The sequence below is a fragment of the Pseudoalteromonas sp. NSLLW218 genome, from assembly GCF_015864775.1.
Lineage (GTDB): Bacteria > Pseudomonadota > Gammaproteobacteria > Enterobacterales > Alteromonadaceae > Pseudoalteromonas.
The window spans coordinates 194,061-213,076 of sequence record NZ_JADYWO010000003.1; the positions used below are offsets into that span (position 1 = coordinate 194,061).

Below are 19,016 nucleotides of genomic sequence, written 5' to 3' on the forward strand. Positions count from 1 at the left end.
GAGCCATCATGAAATACATAGCGCCATTATTAGCAGTCTTAATGCTTAGTGCATGTTCCAGCAAACCGGTTACATCGGGTATTTCTGTTGAACAAAATAAAAACCAGTTTAATGAGCAATTACGTGTAGATAACCCAAAGCTTGGTAAAAAGCTGGCAATTACTGATGTGAAAACACGTCAAACCAACCAGTTAACCGATGTAGTAGTGACACTCTCGAGCCAGTATAAAAAATCACAGTATTTGCAGTATCAATTTAATTGGTTTGATAAAGACGGCTTTGTTATTAAAGGCAATCATTCACCTTGGCAAGCACTCACCTTATTTGGTTTTGCAAAAACACAATTACCGGGCTTAGCACCTAGCTTTGATGCGGTTACCTTTTCTTTGGCAGTAAGAGAAGTGTCTACCGAATCACAAGAATTTAAAGATTAAAGGAAACAACTATGATCATCAGTAACAAATTTAAAACAGTATCAACTTACGCTCTAGTTGGCTTGAGCGCTTTAGTGTTAAGTGGCTGTGCTAATAAAGCCGTAGTAAGTTATGGCGATGCACAAGCAGTAGAAACGACAGATATTAATTTTGGTTCTACCGACTTACAAAAAGTAGCGAGCCAAATGACCGACTCATTACTCAGCTCACCTGTTGTTGGCACAATGACCGCCAATAAACGCCCTGTAGTATTTGTTGAGCGTATTAAAAATAAAACCAGTGAGCACATTGATACAGAATCAATCACCGATTCAATCTCAACACAAATGCTACGCAGCGGTAAGTTTCGTTTTGTAGATATGACCCGTGTTGAGTCAGTACGTGAGCAATTAACGTTTCAAAACGAAGATGCCCTTGTTAACCCTGCAACAGCCGTTGCATTTGGTAAACAAATTGGCGCGCAATATATGTTATATGGAAACTTATCAAGTATCGTTAAATCAAATGCCGATAAATCAGACGTATACTATAAATTTACAATGCGTTTAATGGATATGGAAAGCGGCCTAGTTGAATGGGCAGATGAAACTGAAATTCGTAAAACTAAAGAAAAATCAACCTTTGGCTGGTAGCTAATACCAATCTGCTTATATATGGGGTCTATTTAACGATAAGAAAATTACGCTAGAACTAGGCAAAAATTTTTGTATCTAGTGTTCTAAATAAAAAATTTTTAACGACGTTATAGCGCAATTTAATTCGTTAAATTGATCAAAGATTTATGCAGGTTGGTATAAAAGGAGCAAGTTATGAAAGCAATTACTGTAATTATGTGCGCTTTACTTACAATAAGCGCGCCTACGTTTGCTAAATACGAGCGCAATAAAGCAGTCCCTGTGCAGCAAGTTTTATTTGGTGACGTAAAATCGGTACGCAATATTACCGAGCAAGAAATCATTCAAGACAAAAACAATGGCTGGAAAACCTTCGGCGGCGCATTACTCGGTGGTGTAGTAGGCAACCAGTTTGGTGGCGGTAGCGGCCGCACAGTAGCAACAATATTGGGCTCGGTAATTGGCGGCAGTGTTGCACATAATAGGCAGCAGCAAAGCCATTATCAGCAAAATCACTTTGTAGAGTTATTAATACAAGTTGAAAATGGCGACCAGTTTATGGTTGTTCAAGATCAGGACCAATCTATGCGTTTTAGCAAAGGCGATAACGTAAGATTAGTGTATTTGAACGACAACACAGTGCGTGTAGATAAAGCGTACTAGGACGTGCTGAACTTTGGTGGTTGAATTTGCAGCAGAATGTTTGGTATTTAGACAAGGCAGAGCCTATGAACTGTGGTTGTTCCCTATAAATAGGCGATAACGCAGCATAAATCCCAAACATGCGCTGCCCGAAGGGTTCTGCCTAGCGGCAATTAACTCTTTGTTACTCGGTTTTTACTTAGCCCACTAGGTTACAAATCTCGCGTCGCGATTTAATCACCCCTAGATTGAACAAATTTCAATCCACAAAGATCAACACGCCCTGTCAATATATTCATGATTAAAGTAAAAAACGAGCCAAATTTGGCTCGTTTTTTATTATTTTTTTAATAACTATACTTGGCGATAGTCTTTAAAAAAGCGCTTCATTTTTAACATCGCATCGGATAAATCATCTTTGCTTGGTAAAAATACCAATCTAAAATGATCCGGCTCAGGCCAATTAAACGCCCTACCATGCACAAGTAATATTTTTTCTGCTTTTAGCAAATCGTACATCATTTTTTCATCATCTTTGACGTTAAAAAGTGCTGTATCTACTTTGGCAAACGCATAGAGCGCGCCTTTAGGTTTTTTACAACTAATGCCTTCAATATCATTTAATCCGCGCCACGCAATATCACGCTGCTCATACAAGCGCCCACCTGGGTTTATTAGACTATCAATTGATTGCACACCGCCAAGCGCCTGTTGAATTGCATATTGTGCAGGTACATTAGCGCACAAACGCATAGATGAAAGTATTTCTAGGCCTTTGCGTAAATCATCCATTACCGAAGTACGACCGCTTAACACCATCCACCCCATTCTGAGCCCCGCTGCACGGTATGTTTTTGCTAAACCATTAAAAGTAATAATTGGTACATCATCACAAAGTGAGCCGATTGAAGTATGCGTTATATCATCGTATAAAATCTTTTCGTAAATTTCATCGCTCAGTAACAGCAGTTTATGTTCACGCGCTATATCAATTAATTGCATTAACAAATCATCACTGTAAACCGCACCGGTGGGATTATTAGGATTAATTAATACCAGCGCTTTAGTTTTAGATGTTATTTTACTTTTTATATCTGCAATGTCCGGAAACCAATCTTGCTCTTCATCACATAAATAATGCACCGGATTACCACCCGATAACGTGACCGAAGCAGTCCAAAGTGGATAATCTGGAGCAGGAATAAGCACTTCATCGCCATTATTTAATAGCGCTTGGGTGATCATCTGAATAAGTTCGCTTACGCCATTACCAATATAAATGTTATCTACATCTAAATTATGTAATCCACGTTGTTGGTAATGCTGATAAATAGCCACGCGGGCTGAATAGAGGCCTTTAGAGTCACAGTAACCTTGGGCTGAATATAAGTTGCGGATAATATCGCGGTGCATGTCTTCTGGCATATCAAAACCAAAGGCGGCCGGATTACCTATATTCAATTTTAATACTTTTTGACCTTCGTCTTCCATTTTTTTAGCTTGCGCTAAAACCGGCCCACGAATGTCATAACATACACCTTCTAATTTGTGACTCTTTTTAATATCAGACATTTTTACCTCTTTAGGGCGTATTGACTTTATGGATTAAATTTGTTCAACCTAGGGGCGATTTAATCGCGGCGCGAGATTTGTAACCTAGTGGGCTAAGTAAAAATTGAGTAACAAAGAGAAAATAGCCCCTAGGAAGAACCCTCTGGGCAATGCGTGTTTGGATTTTATGTGTTGTTATCGCCTATTTATGTGGAAAAACCACACTGCATAGGCTCTGCCTAACCTAAAAACCAGACACTCGTTGCAAATTCAATCCCGAAAGATCAACACGCCCTAGTGAATCTTTAGACTAACCTAGTAAAGGCGTAAAATGCCAGTGTATTTAAGCGCTTAATACTGAAATAAATTCACGTTTGGCTTATATCTTTAACGAGATGCTAACCATTCATTTAACTTAGTTTGAGACCCAGTTACTTGAGCCATTAAACTATCAGATGCGTCGATGGCTTCAGCTAAGTTATCTAGGTTTAAATTTTGTTCAATAACACGAGAAACCTCAGCAAGGCTTGAAGCACCAAACTGCGCAGCGTTAGATTTTAAGCTATGAGAATGACGAATAGCCGCTTCTCTGTCTTTTCCAATGGTTGCTAACACTTCAGAGCCTAAACGTTCAAACTCTGAGCAGCAAAAATCAAGTGTATCAGCAAACTGCTCACCCAATAATGATTCCATACTCTCTAATGCTGATGTATCTATATTTATTTCTGTCATATTTTAAGCCCTTAAAACAATCCATGTAAATTACAGTTTAATAGTACTACTTTATATTGATGCGTAAAAAAAACCAACTTAATTACCCTATAAATGTATAATTATGAGGATCATACTGGCAACAAAAAGTTTATTAAATGGCACGCACACTTTGTAATCATTGTAACTTTGCACTTAACACCTGTATTTGCAGCGCAACTACAAATATAAATAACAAAGTTACGGTTATTATTCTACAGCACCCAAGCGAAGAAAAAATAGCAAAAAATACCGCTAAGCTATTGAATTTATGCTTAACTGATTGCCAAATAATCAAAGGTGAAAATAATGATGACTTTGCCATACTAAAAACACTGCCAATCAGCTCAACTGTTTTGCTCTACCCTAACGAAAATGCTATAAATTTAGACGATAGCGTTGAGCAACCAAGTATAAAAAACATCACTCATTTAATAGTGGTTGATGGCACATGGAAAAAAGCCTATAAAATTTTACAGCTCACCACATTGCTAAATCAATTCAAAACGGTCAGTTTTAAACAGTTACCTAAAAATCGTTATGCTATTCGTAAAGCCCCTCGGGCCGACAGCCTATCCACACTTGAAGCCGTCGCGCATAGTTTATTTTTAATAGAGCAGTTAAATCCCGCACCACTTTATAATGTGCTTGATGAATTAATACAAAAACAAACCCAACATATGCCCGAGCACGTAAAAGCACGTTACTTAGATTAAATTTGGCGCCATAAACTTTAATGCGTAATTATCCCAACAGATTAAAACGAGGCTTTACTCGCCAAGGACCCGACTATCGCTTTGACGACCAAGTCGACTTTAGCGATATAAGAGATACCTTTGGCTTTAGGTCAATGGTCGTTGGTAAATGGGTAACCAAAGAAGAGCGCTACATTAGCGCTAATTTAATTTACGATGCGCTGGCCGACCTTGCCCAAATACTGCATTTACCGCCCAAAGCTATTGGCCTGCGCGGGAAGCTTAATTTTGCATTTGGCCATGGTGGTCAAAAAGGCGTGCAAGCGCATTATAATGCAGCCTCTCAAACGCTTGCTCTTGCAAAAAATGCAGGCGGAGGCGCACTTGCTCACGAATGGTTTCATGCGTTTGACCATCATATAAGCGAGCATTTATTTGCAGCAAAACCACGATTTGGTTTTGCCTCAAAACTATGGCTTTCAAACACGCCTAATTTATCGCACCCACTTAATAATGCTTTAAACAATTTTTATAAATATGTATTTTTAAATGAGGATGGTGTGGATGCTAATAGCTTTGTACAAACATGCATAGAACACGATAAAGCACAAAACATGAATTATATGAGCATGCCAGAGGAACTTGCAGCACGTTGTTTTGAAGCGTGTATTGAGCAGCATTCACATATAAAAAATAGCTTTTTGGTGGGAGGCTTACAAAGTAGTAATTTAATATACCCAAACGCTGAGCATATTAATAAAGCAAATGAAGCGCTTAATCAGTATTTTGAACTACTGGGTTACGCGCTTCATAAAATAGACGAGTAAAGCCTATATTTGGTGATTATTTATCGTCACTAATGCGGCTTGCTACCGCACTGCTTTGATCTTTATACTTTGCGTCTTTACGAATGTTGTAAGGGTTTTCGCACGGGCCTGAAAGCATTTCAAAGCTCATTGCACCAATTTTCATCAGGGGGCGAAGTGCCAGTGGTAATTTACCTGAGTTGTAAAACTCTAAAACAATATTACCGCTCCAGCCTGGGTCTATTCGGTGCGCGGTTACATGCACCATTAACCCCAAACGCGCAAGCGATGAGCGTCCATCTAACCAGCCTACTATGTCTGCTGGCAGAGTTACTTTTTCGTGCGTTATAGCAAGTGCAAGTTCACCTGGGTGTAAAAAGAATGCTTCACCTTCATCAAGCACTATTTCTTCACTCATGATTGATTCCATGGCTTTATTTAGCTGATCTTTTGGACCACTTAAATCGACGTATGCCGCGTTGTGTGCATTAAAAGTTCTGAATTTATTACCTAATCGCAAATCGGCAGTTACGCCTGAAATCATGTCATTTGTTGGCGCAGGCTCAATAACAATGCGACCATCGCTTAGGTATTCATTAATATGTGTGTCTGAAAGTCTCATTATTATTTAATCTTCCGTAATCACAATTTCAATTGCATTGTGATGCTGTTGATAATAGAGCGTGCTGGCTATAAGCCTCGCTGCTGCGCTGTATGTTTTGCTTATTGCTGCGTCGTTATCGTTGGCAATAAGTTTTCCTTGCTCAGAATACTCACGTATATCTATTGCAAGAGGAATATGGCTAAGTACGGGTACGCCGTGCTTGTGCGCCAGCTTTTGTGCACCGTCTTTACCAAATACGTGATTAGCTTCACCGCAGTGGCTGCAAATGTAATGGCTCATGTTTTCTATTAAGCCCAGCACCGGCACGTTTACTTTATTAAACATGGCAATGCCTTTTTGCGCATCGGCAAGGGCTAAGTCTTGCGGTGTCGTGACAATCACAGTGCCGCTAGCCGGTACTTTTTGGCTCATTGTAAGTTGAATATCACCGGTGCCCGGTGGCATATCTACAATTAAGTAGTCAAGCTCGCCCCAATCAGTCTCGTTTAGCAATTGGCTAAGTGCGCCTGACGCCATTGGCCCGCGCCAAACGGTGGCATCATCGCTTGGCACTAAAAAGCCAATTGACTGCGCTTTAATGCCGTTTGCATCAAAAGGCTGTAGCTGTTTGTTATCTTTAGTGACGGGCTCTGCGCCCACCAAGCCTAAAAGCATTGGAATAGATGGGCCATAAATATCAGCATCTAAAATACCCACCTTTGTGCCTTCGTTTTTAAGGGCGCCCGCCAAGTTAACAGCAGTAGTCGACTTACCTACTCCGCCTTTGCCTGAGGCAATAAGCACAATATGTTTAATCGCCTTAAACTTAGCTGCCTCTTTAATGATAACCTTGGCGCTAATTGTTACAGACACATTTAAGCTTTCACTTACGTGTTGCTCAACTAAAGGCATTTCTGATTGCCCAGCAAATGGCAGGGTTAATTTAATGTGTAGTGATTTATCGTCATTTTGAGTAATAGTATCAATGAAGCTTTCGTCAATACCGACGGCAAAAGCCGCACTACGATATGCCGCTAAGGCAGTAATAATCGGTTGTTTTTGCACCGATTTAGAAGAGAATAGTTTCGACAGTCCAAACATAGCAATTAAATAGCGTTTCTTTGATGAAAAGTGCCACGGAATTATGTAACATTCAGGGCATTAACACCAGTCAATTAATAAAAATCCATAAGCTGTGCGCACTCTAAGCAGATAGCTTGTAGATAAATTAATGATAATTGCCGTTTGTATAATAAAAACGGCGTTTTATCCTCAATTCGGAATGATTATGACGCAGCGAAAGATCCTGATTACCAGCGCATTACCTTATGCAAATGGCCCTACTCACTTAGGTCATTTATTGGAATATATTCAAACTGATATTTGGTCACGTTTTCAAAAACTACAGGGCCACGAAGCTTATTATGTTTGCGCAGACGATGCCCACGGCACGCCAATTATGCTTAATGCGCAAAAGCAAGGGATCACGCCTGAAGAAATGGTAAAACAAGTGAGCATAGAACGCCAACGCGACTTTGCTGACTTTAATATCAAATTTGATAACTACCACAGCACGCACAGCCAAGAAAACAAAGAATTTAGCGAACTTATTTATAATCGCCTAAACGATGCCGGTCATATTAAAAAGCACACTATTTCGCAATTATTCGATCCAGAAAAAGGTATTTTCTTACCCGATCGTTTTGTAACTGGTACTTGCCCAACGTGTAAGTCTGAAAACCAAAACGGCGACAGTTGTGATTCGTGTGGTGCTACATACAGCCCTACCGAACTCATTAATCCGCGTTCTGTAATGTCAGGTGCAGAGCCTGTACTTAAAGATTCTGAACATTACTTTTTTGACCTGCCAGCATTTGAAGGCATGCTAAAAGAGTGGTTACACTCGGGCACTATTCAACAAGAAATGGCTAACAAGCTAGACGAGTGGTTTACCGATGGCCTGCAACAGTGGGATATTAGCCGTGATGCGCCTTACTTTGGTTTTGAAATTCCAAATGCACCGGGCAAATACTTTTACGTTTGGTTAGATGCACCTATTGGTTACATGGCGAGCTTTAAAAACCTATGTGACAAAAAAGGCATCAACTTTGATGAGTTTTGGGCTGAAGGTTCAGACGCTGAGCTTTATCACTTTATTGGTAAAGACATCATTTATTTCCACAGCTTATTTTGGCCTGCAATGCTAGAAGGTGCTAACTTTAGAAAACCAACTAACGTATTCGCTCATGGTTTTGTAACTGTAAATGGCGAAAAAATGTCTAAATCAAAAGGTACGTTTATTAAAGCGCGTACTTATTTAGATAACTTAAACCCAGAGTACTTACGTTACTACTACGCAGCAAAATTAAGCAGCGGTATTGTTGACCTTGATTTAAACCTAGAAGACTTTGCACAGCGCGTAAATTCAGACCTAGTAGGTAAAGTAGTAAACATAGCGAGCCGTTGTGCTGGCTTTATTACTAAAAAGTTTGATGGCAAGTTAAGCAGCACTATTATGCAACCAGAGCTGTTAGCAGAATTTCAAGCAGCTGCACCTAACATTACAACACACTACGAGAACCGCGATTACAGCCGCGCAATTCGCGAAATAATGGCGCTTGCCGACAAAGCAAACCAATTCATTGATGGCGCAGCACCTTGGGTATTAATTAAAGACGACACTAAGCAACAAGAAGCACACGAAGTGTGTTCCCTTGGTCTTAACTTGTTCCGCGTTTTAATTACTTACTTAAAACCCGTGCTACCAGAAATGGCCGACAACGTACAAGCGTTTTTAAATGACGATCTTGCATGGGACGGTGTACAAAACGCACTCGTAAGCCACCCTATCAATAAATTTAAACCGTTAATGCAACGTGTTGAAATGGATAAAGTAAATAAAATGGTTGAAGAATCTAAAGAAAGCTTAGCGCCAACAGTAACTATTGACCCTAACAGCCCACTTGCAAAAGAGCCAATTAGCGACGAAATAGAGTTTGATGACTTTGCAAAAGTAGATTTACGCGTAGCTAAAATTGCTAAAGCAGAGCACGTAGAAGGCGCAGATAAACTACTTAAGCTAACACTTGATTTAGGCGGCGAAACTCGCCAAGTGTTTGCAGGTATTAAATCAGCATACGCTCCAGAGGATCTTGAAGGTAAGTTAACCGTTATGGTCGCTAACCTTAAGCCTCGTAAAATGCGCTTTGGTATGTCTGAAGGCATGGTATTAGCAGCAGGCCCTGGCGGAAAAGAAATTTATATTCTTAACCCAGATGACGGCTCAGAACCTGGTATGCGCGTAATGTAATATTACTCATACAATAAAAACCGCTGATACATCAGCGGTTTTTTTATGGGCAAAAGCAATGTTTAGTCGTACATTCAATACGAGTGCCTCTGTATTAAATAAAGTGAATTGTAATTATGACCCAAATTTTAGATACCAACAGAACAAAAGTAAGTAGCCAAATAAAGCAACACAAATTAGTCGCCATACTGCGCTTAAAACAACAAACCGATGTAGCACCATTAATTGATTGTTTAGGGCCTGTTTATCTTTCGAGGTTAAATTTGCAGCAGACTGTTTGGTGTTTAGGCAAGGCAGAGCCTATGTAGTGTGGTTATTCCCCATAAATAGGCGATAACGCAGCATAAATGCCAAACAGGCGCTGCCCGAAGGGTTCTGCCTAGGGGCAATTTACTCTTTGTTGCTCGGTTTTTACTTAGCCCACTAGGTTACAAACCTCGCGCCGCGATTAAATAGCCCCTAGATTGAACAAATTTTAATCCTGAAAGGTCAACAGGCCCTAATAAATGCGGGCATAAACTCATTAGAGATCACTTCAAACACACCTGGCTTTGAGCAAGAAATAGCAAAAGCGCGTGCAGCGCATAAAAACGCACTTATTGGTGCAGGTACAATAATAAATACCACCCTTGCCCAGCAAGCTATTGATGCTGGCGCGCAGTTTATCGTAACGCCAAATACCAACAAATTGGTTGTCGAACTCGCCCACCAGCACGGGTTACCCGTACTAATGGGCGCGCTAACACCTACCGATGTAGCAAATGCAATTGAATATAACGCTGATATTATTAAAGTATTTCCTGCTGGCAGTATGGGCGTTGGTTACTTTAAAGCATTAACAGGCCCATTTTCAGAGGCACAACTAATGCCTGTTGGCGGTGTTAATTTAGATAACTTATCACAATGGTTTGAAGCAGGCGCTTGTGGTGCTGCAGTAAGTGGCGATTTTTGTAAGATATTAAATACCGAACAAGAACGTAGTGACCTTACCAAGCTTGTAAAAAACTATATAAGTAAACTGCCTAAATAGGCAGTTATACTTTAACTATAAAATTAATCATCTTTTTTAATTGAGCTTTTTCAATACGCGGTCTTTTCTTGGTAGGTAATAGTTATCGTAATCAAGAGACACTATAACGCGTTCTGCTTTTCCTAATAACTCATTACGCGGAATTAAACCTATGACACGCGAGTCAGCGCTATTGTCGCGGTTATCACCCATTGCTAAATAATAATCATCAGGAATTGTAATTGCATCAAACCCCGATAAACGTGAAGGAATATTTGCCACTCTTATCGAATGCTCTAATCCGTTTAAATCTTCGATTTTATCAAGCGAGTCTATGTTGCTTTGCTTATCTGCATAATTAAGTTTTTTACCATTAATAATGAGCTCATTATTTTCAAGCGCAACGGTGTCTCCTGGTACACCAATTACACGTTTAATTAAACGATTATCGGCAGCTTGTGAGTCAAAAACAATAATATCACCGGTTTGTGGGTCCGCTAGTTTTAGTAATTTTATGTGCGTAAATGGGACGCGAATATCGTAGGCCATTTTATCGGTAAGTATTCTGTCACCTTCTTGAATTGTTGGCTTCATTGAGCCTGTTGGCACTTCGTACCAATCGGCAACAGCGCTTCTAAATACGCTCATCAGTGCAATAAATACGATAAGAGAGCGGTTATTTTTCCAAAACTTATAAACTAATTTCATGCCTATTCCCTTCAATTTAACAAGTCTTTAATTGAGTAACTGTTTATATGACTTTGCTAATTAGCTGCAGTTCAATCAATGATGTAACAAAACATGTTTACTCAAAATATAAATGATCGATTAAATTTAGAGCGTCGTAACATTTAACGAAACCAACGGGTATTAACTTAAAGGAAAATAAAATGTTTAAGAAAATTACTACTGCATTATTGTTTACAACTGCAAGCCTTGGATTTACTACAGCGGCTTATGCTGATCATCACGGTATGAAGAAGAATGTTGTTGAAGTAGCCGTTGAAAATGGTTCGTTTACTACCCTTGTTGCTGCTGTAAAAGCCGCAGGCTTAGTTGAAACGCTACAAGGTAAGGGACCATTTACTATTTTTGCACCAACAGATGCTGCATTTTCTAAATTACCTGAAGGCACTGTAGAAATGCTTCTCAAGCCTGAAAACAAAGACAAGCTAACGGCGGTATTAACTTATCACGTAGTGTCTGGAAAAGTGATGGCAGCCGATGTAATGAAGGTAGATAGCGCTAAAACACTACAAGGCCAATCAGTTATGGTTAAAGCCGACAGTATGGGCGTAATGATAAATGACGCTAAAGTTGTAAAAGCTGATGTAAAAGCAAGCAACGGCGTAATTCATGTTATCGACACAGTACTACTTCCAAAAGAGTAGTCATAAAAGAATAAGCCAAATAAAAAAGCATAAGTAAGTACTTATGCTTTTTTATTTATTTTTTTCATCACATAACAAATTATTGATTTAGTTTTTCTTTCGCTTCTTTTACTTTTTCAAAATCTAAACCAAGTTCGTCAGTCGCTTCTTTAATAAGGTGCGGTTGAGTCATTACTATTGCCATTAGTTGCTGTAGTTTTTCTGGCGGAATACCAAGCTCTTGAACAAGCGCCATTGCCATCATTGGGTTTTGAGTAAACGCTTCAAACAATGCTTTTACTTTTTCGTCGCTTACATTGTGCTCTTTAAGTATTGCTAGTATTGGATTCATTATTAAACCTTAAGTGTTTTTTATAGGGCTTAGTATATGGGCTAAACCCTAAAATTAAAGAGTTACTCTACAAGTAAAACAACTTTACCAGCATTTTCATTACGCTCTAAAATAGCATGAGCTTCGTTTGCGTCGCTCCAAGGCAATGTTTTGTACAGGTTAAAGTCGTACTTTTTAGTGGCAATATCATTGTAAAAACGCGCTACAAAGTCGTCGCGCACCTGGCGTTTAAACTCAATACTACGATTTCTAAGCGTTGAGGCATGAAACGAAATACGTTTGCGTAAAAGCGCGGCAAAATCAACTTCTGCAAAACGTCCATCTAAAAATGCAAGCATTACAATTTGGCAATCCATCGCTGCAATAGCGGCATTTTTATTTAAGTAACTCCCCGAAACAGGATCTACAATTGCATTTGCTGTTAAGTCATTTGCTTTCATATATTCTACAAAGTCGGTGGTTTTGTAGTTAATTGCATGATCGGCACCGAGCTCTTTTGCATGTTGGCATTTGTCATCCGTACCTGCGGTAATAACAACGGTAGCACCTGCGCTTTTGGCCATTTGAATTGCTGCACCGCCCACGCCACTAGCACCTGCATGAATAAGCGCTGTTTGCCCTTTTTGTAATTTACCAAGCTCAAATAACGCGCCAAATGCTGTTAAATACACTTCGCTTATTGCAGCGCCTTCAGCCATTGTTACATCATCGGGTAATTCCATAAGCTGCTTTGCATCAACGGCTACATATTCACTGTAAGCGCCGCCTGAGCACAACGTAAAAATACGTTTGTTTAGCCAAGTGTTATCTACATCTTTACCGAGCTCGGTGACTGTACCCGCACATTCTAAACCTAAAATAGGGCTATCTCCCGCAGGGGCCGGGTACTTACCTTGGCGCTGCATGCTGTCTGCACGGTTTACACCTATTGCTGCAACTTTAACAAGTACTTCATGGCTCTTTAAAACCGGTTTTTCGGTTTCACTAAATGCAAGATTACCATCTTCATGAGAAATATATTTCATTGTTGCTCCAAGTTTAAAAACTGTAATAACATATAGATGGGGATGAACACAGATTCAAACAACCTCAAAAGCGCCAACTTTGTTTGTAAGGATAAACATCGGGTAGATAACCATTATGTACTTGTTGCTGACAACCTTGCCAAAACGTCGCTAAAAACAAGTTACTGTGCTTATTATTAAAATAATTAAACGCAATCTCGTTGGCGCTAAAAAACACCTTAAATTGGCTCGGAAATATATCGTTTTCAGCTATATCAAAATACGAGTTTCTACTTAGCTCTTCAAGTGCATTTTGGGTTTGTGGCACCTCTCTAAAGTTGCAATCGGTTAGTGGGCAAATTTCGTCAAAGTCGTAAAACACCACTCGCCCCCATCGCGTTACGCCAAAGTTTTTCATTAGCATGTCGCCCGGAAATATATTAGCACCCGCTAATTCTTTAATTGCTTTACCGTAGTCATGCATCACTCGTTCTAAGGTTTTGTTATCGCATTGCGTAATATATAAATTAAGCGGGGTCATTTTACGCTCAACATAAACGTGCTTTAAAATAAGTGCCTTGCCAGATATAACCATACTGCTGCCAATTTGGCTTTTCATCTGCTCAAGCAGTTCATCGCTAAAACGGCTTAAATCAAACGCTAAATATCTAAATTCGTGTGTGTCGACCAAACGACCAACCCTATCGGCTTGTTTTACAAAGTTATACTTTTCTTTCACCTGTGCTTTGGTGGCTGTTTTTGGCGCACTAAATTTGTCTTTTATTACTTTATAAACGTAATCTAGCCCTTCAATAGTAAATACCAGCATTACCATACCTGGCGTCCCTGGTGCTGTAACATACTTGAAGTTGGCTGGGCTATTTTTAGTCGTATCAACCTTGTGCCGATAAAACTCAGTTTTGGCGTGCTTTATAAAACCAATGGCGTTAAATAATTCAAAGCGTTGTTTGTGTGGCATTAACACACTTAAGTAATCTACATAACGAGCGGGTTTATCGGTATCAACCATAAAATAGGTGCGTGCAAAACCAAATAATAAACTTAATTGATCGGCGCCCATCATTACAGCATCAATCTTTAGTCCCTCATCGGTATTTAAAATAGCGATAGCAAAAGGCATGTTGTCGCCATTTTTAGCAATGCAGCGCCCAATTAAATAACAGGCTTTGTTTCTAAAAAATAATGAGTTGGCGTATTCAATATACCCGTCATTTAAATTTATAAGTTCGTACACCTGTTTGCATTGCTGCTTAGCGCCTTGCATTAACGTACTTTGTAAAGTGGCTACATCGCGTTCTAACTGGCTAAACGGCACTCTAAATACTTGATTAGTGATAAGCGTTTTAACGGCATTATTAAACCCATTATGTAACGACACCCTACTCACTAAGCTTTCATAAGAGCGCGGCTCACTACGATACTTTGCTTTTAATACAAACAAATGCACAGTACGAATTTTTTTATCGTCCCAAATTGCGCCAAACGTTGAGTTAAAAAAGGTATGCGCAATAGGTTTATTTTCGTGATTTTGTACCATATCGCCATAAATATTTTTAGCTAACTGCCACGTTTGCGGGCAAGTAAGTTCAGCGTAAGCAATTACTCTCACGGCTTCACTCACGTTTTTTACTTCGCGTTCGTAAACCTGTAAACGTTCACGCATAGCACTTTGCACACTGTGGTATTGGCGTTGTTCAAAACGGCTTTGTGCACCCAGTGTAATATTTAAAAATTGCGAAAACATCGCCTCAAATCCTGCAAAAACAGATCGTGCAAGCTTCCTGGCTACAACATGTTGTAGCGCATTATTCGATTGATTTGTTAACCTATTTTGCATAAATACAGCACTTATATTGATGCCAGTTATGGCGGTTATTTTTTATTAATGGTTTACACCTTAGCAAGCAGGCTTTAATTTAGATAATTAATAAAGCATATAATTTAAATTGATCATATGAATATAAGAAACGTCGACCTCAACTTATTAGTGTACTTAAATGTACTCATTGATGAAAAAAGTGTTTCAAAGGCTGCCAATAAACTTGCGCTTACACAACCTGCTATGAGTAACGCATTAAAACGTTTACGCGATTTATTTGACGACCCGCTACTTGTGCGTGCCGCAGGCTCTATGACACCAACAGCAAAGGCACTTGCATTAAAGCCTGAAGTGGAGGCGCTCTTAAAAATGGCCGAAGCAATTACGCAGCCTAGTGATCAATTTAACCCTGCAACCGCAGAAGTTACGTTTAGAATAATGGCAAACGACTACATAGAGTCGACCTTAATAGCCCCTTTTATAACCGCGCAGCTTAGTAAAAGTCCTGGTATTAATTTTGACGTATTAAGCCCAAGCGACGTTAACCTGCAAGACATGGAAAAAGGCACTATTGATTTAGCAATAAACCGCTTTAATGGCCTACCACGCTCGTTTCATCAAGCCAGTGTTTGGCGCGATAATTACTGTTGTTTAACCCATCCTAAAAATACATTTTTACACCAATCAGGGTTAGAAGACTACTTACAAAAAGAACACATTTGGGTAAATCGTGCCGGCTGGGGGCCAGAGGCCGCTGTTACTAATAAATCGGGAAAGCAAAAATTAGGCTGGGTAGACGAAGCGCTTTGGCAGCTAGAACAAACTCGTAAAATTCGTGTGTTCACTCGCCACTATATGGTTGCAAGCCTGCTTTGCCAATCAGAACAACTTATTGCCACACTACCACGCAGGCAGGCTAAGTTATTAGCTTCTCATACTGATTTAGTAATCAGCTCTGTGCCATTTCAAATAGTGCCTATTGAGGTAAAAATGATATGGAGTCCACTGCTACACCATGCGCCAGCACATCAATGGTTAAGGCGTGAGTTGTTAGCATTTGCTAAAACGATTGCAGATAGGTAATTTATTATTTTCATCACACCAAGCATCGGAGATTTCACTGTCGCGCATGGTGTTCAGCTTTACTTTTTTGTAAAAAATATAATGATAAACAAACTTAATAATAAGAATAACGATACTGCAAATAAAATTTTTGCTGTATTTCAAAAATCCTATGCTATTGAGGCTAAACTGATCGGCGCGCTTAACTTTCCTCCTTTAGCGCGTAATATTAAAGGTATAGAAAAGTCAGAAACAACCTTTTATAGCTACAGCGAAAATGAATGCTTAGCAGCAGTTATTGAAGTAGATATAAACAACGAGTGTCTAGATATTTGTAGTTTAACCGTTGATCCTAGCTATTTTAAAAAGGGTATCGCAAGTAAGCTAATAAATTATGTTTTAGCAATGGATGATTTATCTCATGCAATAGTGGAGACTGCAGTTGCTAATACTCCTGCAATAAACTTATATAAAAAGCATGGTTTCGTGGAATTTAAAAAATGGACTCCTTCACATGGTATTGAAAAGCTGGCTATGTCGGTCGTAATTTAAATCAGTATTTCAAAATAGGTAATTTATAAATGGATAGTGCATCAATAATTGCGTGGAGTGTTTTGTTTGGTGGCATAGGTATTGGCTACCTTACTTACGGGCGAAGAAAAAAAGCCGTAGTACCACTTTGTATTGGTTTATCGTTATTAGTGTTTCCGTACTTTATGACCAGTGTAAGTATGTTGCTTATTGTAGGCGCTATTTTAGTTGCCATTCCCTACTTTGTTAAAATTTAACATTACTACTGTTATTGCTAAGGCTAAATAAAATATACACGAAAAATAAAAAAGCATCATGGTATTCAACTTTGGGAAAATACCATGGCGCTTTTGGGGTAGTAGAAATAGGAATGTACCTATACTGTATGACTAGCAAGCTTAGTACCAACTTCATGAAACAATTAAAGTTCAATAAAAACAATTAATTAATATATCTTCTCGATACCTCTTTTATTTCCCTTGTTCCAGTTTTGTGCACGCTGCCACGAATTTGCACCAAATTAATTGGCATTATTTAAGGTTGTTTCAGCATTCTATTAACCATTAAATCTTATTATTGATAAAATCAATATCAGTTATTGAAAACAACAATTTTATTAATAATGCACTTAGCGCTAGAGTGAAGTTAAGCCAACAAACTAAGAGTAATTATTATGACAACAACTTCTTTCACACGCCAAGATGGATTATTCATCGATGCTGACTTGCATCAGTTCATTGAAGAGCAGTTATGCACTAAAGCTAACACCACAGAAACTTACCAAGCATTAGCTACTTTAGTTGATGAGTTTGGTTGTAAATGCCGTAAAACAAAACATCAACCAGATGATGTATTAGAAGTTGATACATTATTAAATGCATACCAACTTAAAAATCATCCACTTTGCCATGTTGATGCACAAACTACGGAAGCCGTTTTAGACGAATATTGCTGCCAGGTTCCTGCAATTATTGTTGTTGCATTAATGGATACGCTTAGTGGTACTCAGTGCGATGAACCTGAGGCACATGAGATTTATCATCGTGCAGCGCAGTTAACCAACCGCCCTTGTATGCACAGAGTAAAAACTGCTTCAGCAGCTTAATAATGGAAGTGCTTAAAAGTGCTCGATAACCTTTTGTGCGAAGTCTGTGCAGCTTAAGGTTGTCGAGTTATGAATACGTGAGTTATCGGTGTGCTCTTGCGCTAAATCAAAGGTTACTTCACCGCTTTTAAATGTTTGCTCTAACGCATTTTCTATGAGTAATGCGGCTTCGTTCCACCCCATAAATTTAAGCATTAATACCGCACTTAAAATACTACTGCTGGGGTTTGCTTTATTTTGCCCTGCTATACGTTCAAACGTGCCATGCGTAGGCTCAAAAAATGCGACATCGTTATTTAAATTTGCAGCGGGCATTATGCCAACACCGCCAACTTGTGCACTGAGCATATCTGCTAAAAAATCGCCATTTTGATTAGTCGTCACCACTATATCAAATTGCTCTGGGTGCATTAAACATTGCTGCAGCATGTTATCGGCTATGACTTCTTTAATAATTAAGGGAGCTTGGTGTGTTCGCTCTATTTGCAACCAACGCCCATTTTCATGTGCAGTGGCATTAAATTCGTTTTGTGCAAGTGCAAACCCCCAACGCTTGAATGCCCCATCGGTAAATTTAAGTACATTACCTTTATGCACTAGCGTTAACGATTCACTATCGTTTTTAAGTGCATAGTTAATGGCATAACGCACTAATCGCTCAGAGCCTTCTTTGGATATATTTTTAATACCAATTCCGCACTCTTGTGAAAACCTTAACCGGGTTACACCCATTTCCTCACATAAAAAATCGAGCATTTTTTCACTTTCTACACTGCCTGCTTGCCACTCAATACCTGAGTACACGTCTTCGCTGCTATCACGAAGTACTGTTATGTTTGTTAAAAAAGGATTTTTTAAAGGAGAAGGAAGTGCGCTAAAGCCTTTTATAGTGCGCATATTTACAAACAAATCCATTTCTTGCCTGAGTGCAACATTAAGCGATCGAAATCCACCACCCAGTGGTGTGGTTAACGGCCCTTTTATGGCAATTTTACATGCACGTACTGCGTTAATTGTTTCTTGTGGAAACCAATCACCGTCATACAGCTTTGCGGCCTGCTCGCCATTATAAACTTGCATCCAATGAATTTTCCGTGCGCTTTTATAGCAATGCGCAATTGCACTATCAACAACGTGGCGCATTACCGGCATAACATCTAGACCCACGCCATCGCCATCAATAAAAGCTATGATAGGTTCTAACGGTATTTGCCAGTCTCCTTGTGCATCAATAGTGATATTTTGGCCGTGCTCAGGAACTTGAATATGCTGATACGTCATGGCTAAAACCTAACTTAAAATAACGATTAATTGATTAAACCATGCTTAGCTAGGAG

Annotated in this window: 22 protein-coding genes; 13 read left to right on the forward strand and 9 right to left on the reverse strand. The window is 39.3% G+C overall.

Annotated features, from left to right (window positions below; all coding sequences use genetic code 11):
- Nucleotides 1-8 precede the first annotated feature (8 nt).
- The 3 genes from I6E80_RS05640 (at nucleotide 9) to I6E80_RS05650 (ending at nucleotide 1,711) form a co-directional block, all read left to right on the forward strand.
- On the forward strand, nucleotides 9-434 hold the full coding sequence (locus tag I6E80_RS05640; protein ID WP_197185036.1) for a YcfL family protein: 426 nt from the start codon (nucleotides 9-11) through the stop codon (nucleotides 432-434).
- Between the two features lie 11 nt (nucleotides 435-445).
- The gene (gene lpoB, locus I6E80_RS05645) at nucleotides 446-1,066 is read left to right on the forward strand and encodes a penicillin-binding protein activator LpoB (RefSeq protein ID WP_002959677.1); all 621 of its coding nucleotides are present in this window, start codon (nucleotides 446-448) and stop codon (nucleotides 1,064-1,066) included.
- A gap of 177 nt (nucleotides 1,067-1,243) precedes the next feature.
- Nucleotides 1,244-1,711, forward strand: coding sequence for a glycine zipper 2TM domain-containing protein (locus I6E80_RS05650; RefSeq protein ID WP_008134100.1), 468 nt, complete (start codon nucleotides 1,244-1,246; stop codon nucleotides 1,709-1,711).
- 333 nt (nucleotides 1,712-2,044) lie between these two features.
- On the opposite strand, the gene I6E80_RS05655 is transcribed toward I6E80_RS05650, so the two are convergent.
- The gene (locus I6E80_RS05655) at nucleotides 2,045-3,262 is read right to left on the reverse strand and encodes a pyridoxal phosphate-dependent aminotransferase (protein ID WP_197185037.1); all 1,218 of its coding nucleotides are present in this window, start codon (nucleotides 3,260-3,262) and stop codon (nucleotides 2,045-2,047) included.
- A gap of 366 nt (nucleotides 3,263-3,628) precedes the next feature.
- On the reverse strand, nucleotides 3,629-3,973 hold the full coding sequence (locus I6E80_RS05660) for an Hpt domain-containing protein (RefSeq protein WP_197185038.1): 345 nt from the start codon (nucleotides 3,971-3,973) through the stop codon (nucleotides 3,629-3,631).
- A gap of 137 nt (nucleotides 3,974-4,110) precedes the next feature.
- Between I6E80_RS05660 and I6E80_RS05665 the strand changes: the two genes are divergently transcribed.
- Complete coding sequence (locus I6E80_RS05665; protein WP_197185039.1) at nucleotides 4,111-4,707, forward strand: tRNA-uridine aminocarboxypropyltransferase; 597 nt, start codon at nucleotides 4,111-4,113, stop codon at nucleotides 4,705-4,707.
- Between the two features lie 20 nt (nucleotides 4,708-4,727).
- Entirely contained in the window at nucleotides 4,728-5,513 is a 786-nt protein-coding gene (locus I6E80_RS05670; RefSeq protein ID WP_197185040.1) for a CLCA_X family protein, read from the forward strand.
- Between the two features lie 16 nt (nucleotides 5,514-5,529).
- Here I6E80_RS05670 and dcd read toward each other — a convergent pair whose 3' ends face one another.
- Nucleotides 5,530-6,114 (reverse strand): dCTP deaminase, encoded by a 585-nt coding sequence (gene dcd / locus I6E80_RS05675; RefSeq protein WP_197185041.1) that lies wholly within the window; start codon nucleotides 6,112-6,114, stop codon nucleotides 5,530-5,532.
- A 6-nt stretch (nucleotides 6,115-6,120) separates the two neighbouring features.
- Complete coding sequence (gene apbC / locus I6E80_RS05680) at nucleotides 6,121-7,197, reverse strand: iron-sulfur cluster carrier protein ApbC (protein WP_197185042.1); 1,077 nt, start codon at nucleotides 7,195-7,197, stop codon at nucleotides 6,121-6,123.
- A gap of 187 nt (nucleotides 7,198-7,384) precedes the next feature.
- Here apbC and metG point away from each other — a divergent pair, with 187 nt between their 5' ends.
- The 3 genes from metG (at nucleotide 7,385) to I6E80_RS05695 (ending at nucleotide 10,436) form a co-directional block, all read left to right on the forward strand.
- Complete coding sequence (metG, locus tag I6E80_RS05685) at nucleotides 7,385-9,406, forward strand: methionine--tRNA ligase (protein ID WP_197185043.1); 2,022 nt, start codon at nucleotides 7,385-7,387, stop codon at nucleotides 9,404-9,406.
- Nucleotides 9,407-9,522: 116 nt separating this feature from the next.
- Complete coding sequence (locus I6E80_RS20420; RefSeq protein WP_076923898.1) at nucleotides 9,523-9,714, forward strand: hypothetical protein; 192 nt, start codon at nucleotides 9,523-9,525, stop codon at nucleotides 9,712-9,714.
- Between the two features lie 155 nt (nucleotides 9,715-9,869).
- The gene (locus I6E80_RS05695; RefSeq protein WP_197185165.1) at nucleotides 9,870-10,436 is read left to right on the forward strand and encodes a bifunctional 4-hydroxy-2-oxoglutarate aldolase/2-dehydro-3-deoxy-phosphogluconate aldolase; all 567 of its coding nucleotides are present in this window, start codon (nucleotides 9,870-9,872) and stop codon (nucleotides 10,434-10,436) included.
- Between the two features lie 36 nt (nucleotides 10,437-10,472).
- Here the strand turns inward: I6E80_RS05695 and lepB are convergent, their stop codons facing one another.
- Nucleotides 10,473-11,123 (reverse strand): signal peptidase I, encoded by a 651-nt coding sequence (gene lepB / locus I6E80_RS05700; protein ID WP_024599364.1) that lies wholly within the window; start codon nucleotides 11,121-11,123, stop codon nucleotides 10,473-10,475.
- A gap of 182 nt (nucleotides 11,124-11,305) precedes the next feature.
- Here lepB and I6E80_RS05705 point away from each other — a divergent pair, with 182 nt between their 5' ends.
- Nucleotides 11,306-11,806 (forward strand): fasciclin domain-containing protein, encoded by a 501-nt coding sequence (locus I6E80_RS05705; RefSeq protein WP_197185044.1) that lies wholly within the window; start codon nucleotides 11,306-11,308, stop codon nucleotides 11,804-11,806.
- Between the two features lie 79 nt (nucleotides 11,807-11,885).
- Here I6E80_RS05705 and I6E80_RS05710 read toward each other — a convergent pair whose 3' ends face one another.
- The 3 genes from I6E80_RS05710 to aceK all read right to left on the reverse strand — a co-directional run bounded on the left by I6E80_RS05710 (nucleotide 11,886) and on the right by aceK (nucleotide 14,999).
- Nucleotides 11,886-12,137: a DUF2999 family protein gene (locus tag I6E80_RS05710; RefSeq protein ID WP_197185045.1), complete on the reverse strand. Its 252-nt coding sequence runs from the start codon at nucleotides 12,135-12,137 to the stop codon at nucleotides 11,886-11,888.
- A gap of 62 nt (nucleotides 12,138-12,199) precedes the next feature.
- Complete coding sequence (locus tag I6E80_RS05715) at nucleotides 12,200-13,162, reverse strand: zinc-binding dehydrogenase (RefSeq protein ID WP_197185046.1); 963 nt, start codon at nucleotides 13,160-13,162, stop codon at nucleotides 12,200-12,202.
- Nucleotides 13,163-13,226: 64 nt separating this feature from the next.
- Complete coding sequence (aceK, locus tag I6E80_RS05720; RefSeq protein ID WP_197185047.1) at nucleotides 13,227-14,999, reverse strand: bifunctional isocitrate dehydrogenase kinase/phosphatase; 1,773 nt, start codon at nucleotides 14,997-14,999, stop codon at nucleotides 13,227-13,229.
- 117 nt (nucleotides 15,000-15,116) lie between these two features.
- On the opposite strand from aceK, the gene I6E80_RS05725 reads away from it, so the two are divergent.
- The 4 genes from I6E80_RS05725 to I6E80_RS05740 all read left to right on the forward strand — a co-directional run bounded on the left by I6E80_RS05725 (nucleotide 15,117) and on the right by I6E80_RS05740 (nucleotide 17,679).
- Nucleotides 15,117-16,064, forward strand: coding sequence for a LysR family transcriptional regulator (locus I6E80_RS05725; protein WP_024599361.1), 948 nt, complete (start codon nucleotides 15,117-15,119; stop codon nucleotides 16,062-16,064).
- A gap of 81 nt (nucleotides 16,065-16,145) precedes the next feature.
- The gene (locus tag I6E80_RS05730) at nucleotides 16,146-16,595 is read left to right on the forward strand and encodes a GNAT family N-acetyltransferase (RefSeq protein ID WP_024599360.1); all 450 of its coding nucleotides are present in this window, start codon (nucleotides 16,146-16,148) and stop codon (nucleotides 16,593-16,595) included.
- Between the two features lie 29 nt (nucleotides 16,596-16,624).
- Nucleotides 16,625-16,831, forward strand: coding sequence for a hypothetical protein (locus I6E80_RS05735; RefSeq protein WP_007582523.1), 207 nt, complete (start codon nucleotides 16,625-16,627; stop codon nucleotides 16,829-16,831).
- A 416-nt stretch (nucleotides 16,832-17,247) separates the two neighbouring features.
- Nucleotides 17,248-17,679: a hypothetical protein gene (locus I6E80_RS05740; RefSeq protein ID WP_024599359.1), complete on the forward strand. Its 432-nt coding sequence runs from the start codon at nucleotides 17,248-17,250 to the stop codon at nucleotides 17,677-17,679.
- A gap of 12 nt (nucleotides 17,680-17,691) precedes the next feature.
- Here the strand turns inward: I6E80_RS05740 and icd are convergent, their stop codons facing one another.
- On the reverse strand, nucleotides 17,692-18,960 hold the full coding sequence (icd, locus tag I6E80_RS05745; RefSeq protein WP_197185048.1) for an NADP-dependent isocitrate dehydrogenase: 1,269 nt from the start codon (nucleotides 18,958-18,960) through the stop codon (nucleotides 17,692-17,694).
- Nucleotides 18,961-19,016: the final 56 nt, after the last annotated feature.

Excerpts from the sequence above, each read along its gene's own strand:
- icd (WP_197185048.1), bottom strand. The coding sequence starts at position 18,960 with ATGACGTATCAGCATATTCAAGTTCCTGAGCACGGCCAAAATATCACT.
- I6E80_RS05660 (WP_197185038.1), bottom strand. The coding sequence starts at position 3,973 with ATGACAGAAATAAATATAGATACATCAGCATTAGAGAGTATGGAATCA.
- I6E80_RS05670 (WP_197185040.1), top strand. The coding sequence starts at position 4,728 with ATGCGTAATTATCCCAACAGATTAAAACGAGGCTTTACTCGCCAAGGA.
- I6E80_RS05665 (WP_197185039.1), top strand. The coding sequence starts at position 4,111 with ATGGCACGCACACTTTGTAATCATTGTAACTTTGCACTTAACACCTGT.
- lpoB (WP_002959677.1), top strand. The coding sequence starts at position 446 with ATGATCATCAGTAACAAATTTAAAACAGTATCAACTTACGCTCTAGTT.
- lepB (WP_024599364.1), bottom strand. The coding sequence starts at position 11,123 with ATGAAATTAGTTTATAAGTTTTGGAAAAATAACCGCTCTCTTATCGTA.
- I6E80_RS05735 (WP_007582523.1), top strand. The coding sequence starts at position 16,625 with ATGGATAGTGCATCAATAATTGCGTGGAGTGTTTTGTTTGGTGGCATA.
- I6E80_RS05740 (WP_024599359.1), top strand. The coding sequence starts at position 17,248 with ATGACAACAACTTCTTTCACACGCCAAGATGGATTATTCATCGATGCT.
- I6E80_RS05715 (WP_197185046.1), bottom strand. The coding sequence starts at position 13,162 with ATGAAATATATTTCTCATGAAGATGGTAATCTTGCATTTAGTGAAACC.
- I6E80_RS05725 (WP_024599361.1), top strand. The coding sequence starts at position 15,117 with ATGAATATAAGAAACGTCGACCTCAACTTATTAGTGTACTTAAATGTA.
- I6E80_RS05710 (WP_197185045.1), bottom strand. The coding sequence starts at position 12,137 with ATGAATCCAATACTAGCAATACTTAAAGAGCACAATGTAAGCGACGAA.
- I6E80_RS05650 (WP_008134100.1), top strand. The coding sequence starts at position 1,244 with ATGAAAGCAATTACTGTAATTATGTGCGCTTTACTTACAATAAGCGCG.
- I6E80_RS20420 (WP_076923898.1), top strand. The coding sequence starts at position 9,523 with ATGACCCAAATTTTAGATACCAACAGAACAAAAGTAAGTAGCCAAATA.
- I6E80_RS05730 (WP_024599360.1), top strand. The coding sequence starts at position 16,146 with ATGATAAACAAACTTAATAATAAGAATAACGATACTGCAAATAAAATT.
- dcd (WP_197185041.1), bottom strand. The coding sequence starts at position 6,114 with ATGAGACTTTCAGACACACATATTAATGAATACCTAAGCGATGGTCGC.
- I6E80_RS05640 (WP_197185036.1), top strand. The coding sequence starts at position 9 with ATGAAATACATAGCGCCATTATTAGCAGTCTTAATGCTTAGTGCATGT.
- metG (WP_197185043.1), top strand. The coding sequence starts at position 7,385 with ATGACGCAGCGAAAGATCCTGATTACCAGCGCATTACCTTATGCAAAT.
- I6E80_RS05705 (WP_197185044.1), top strand. The coding sequence starts at position 11,306 with ATGTTTAAGAAAATTACTACTGCATTATTGTTTACAACTGCAAGCCTT.
- apbC (WP_197185042.1), bottom strand. The coding sequence starts at position 7,197 with ATGTTTGGACTGTCGAAACTATTCTCTTCTAAATCGGTGCAAAAACAA.
- I6E80_RS05655 (WP_197185037.1), bottom strand. The coding sequence starts at position 3,262 with ATGTCTGATATTAAAAAGAGTCACAAATTAGAAGGTGTATGTTATGAC.
- aceK (WP_197185047.1), bottom strand. The coding sequence starts at position 14,999 with ATGCAAAATAGGTTAACAAATCAATCGAATAATGCGCTACAACATGTT.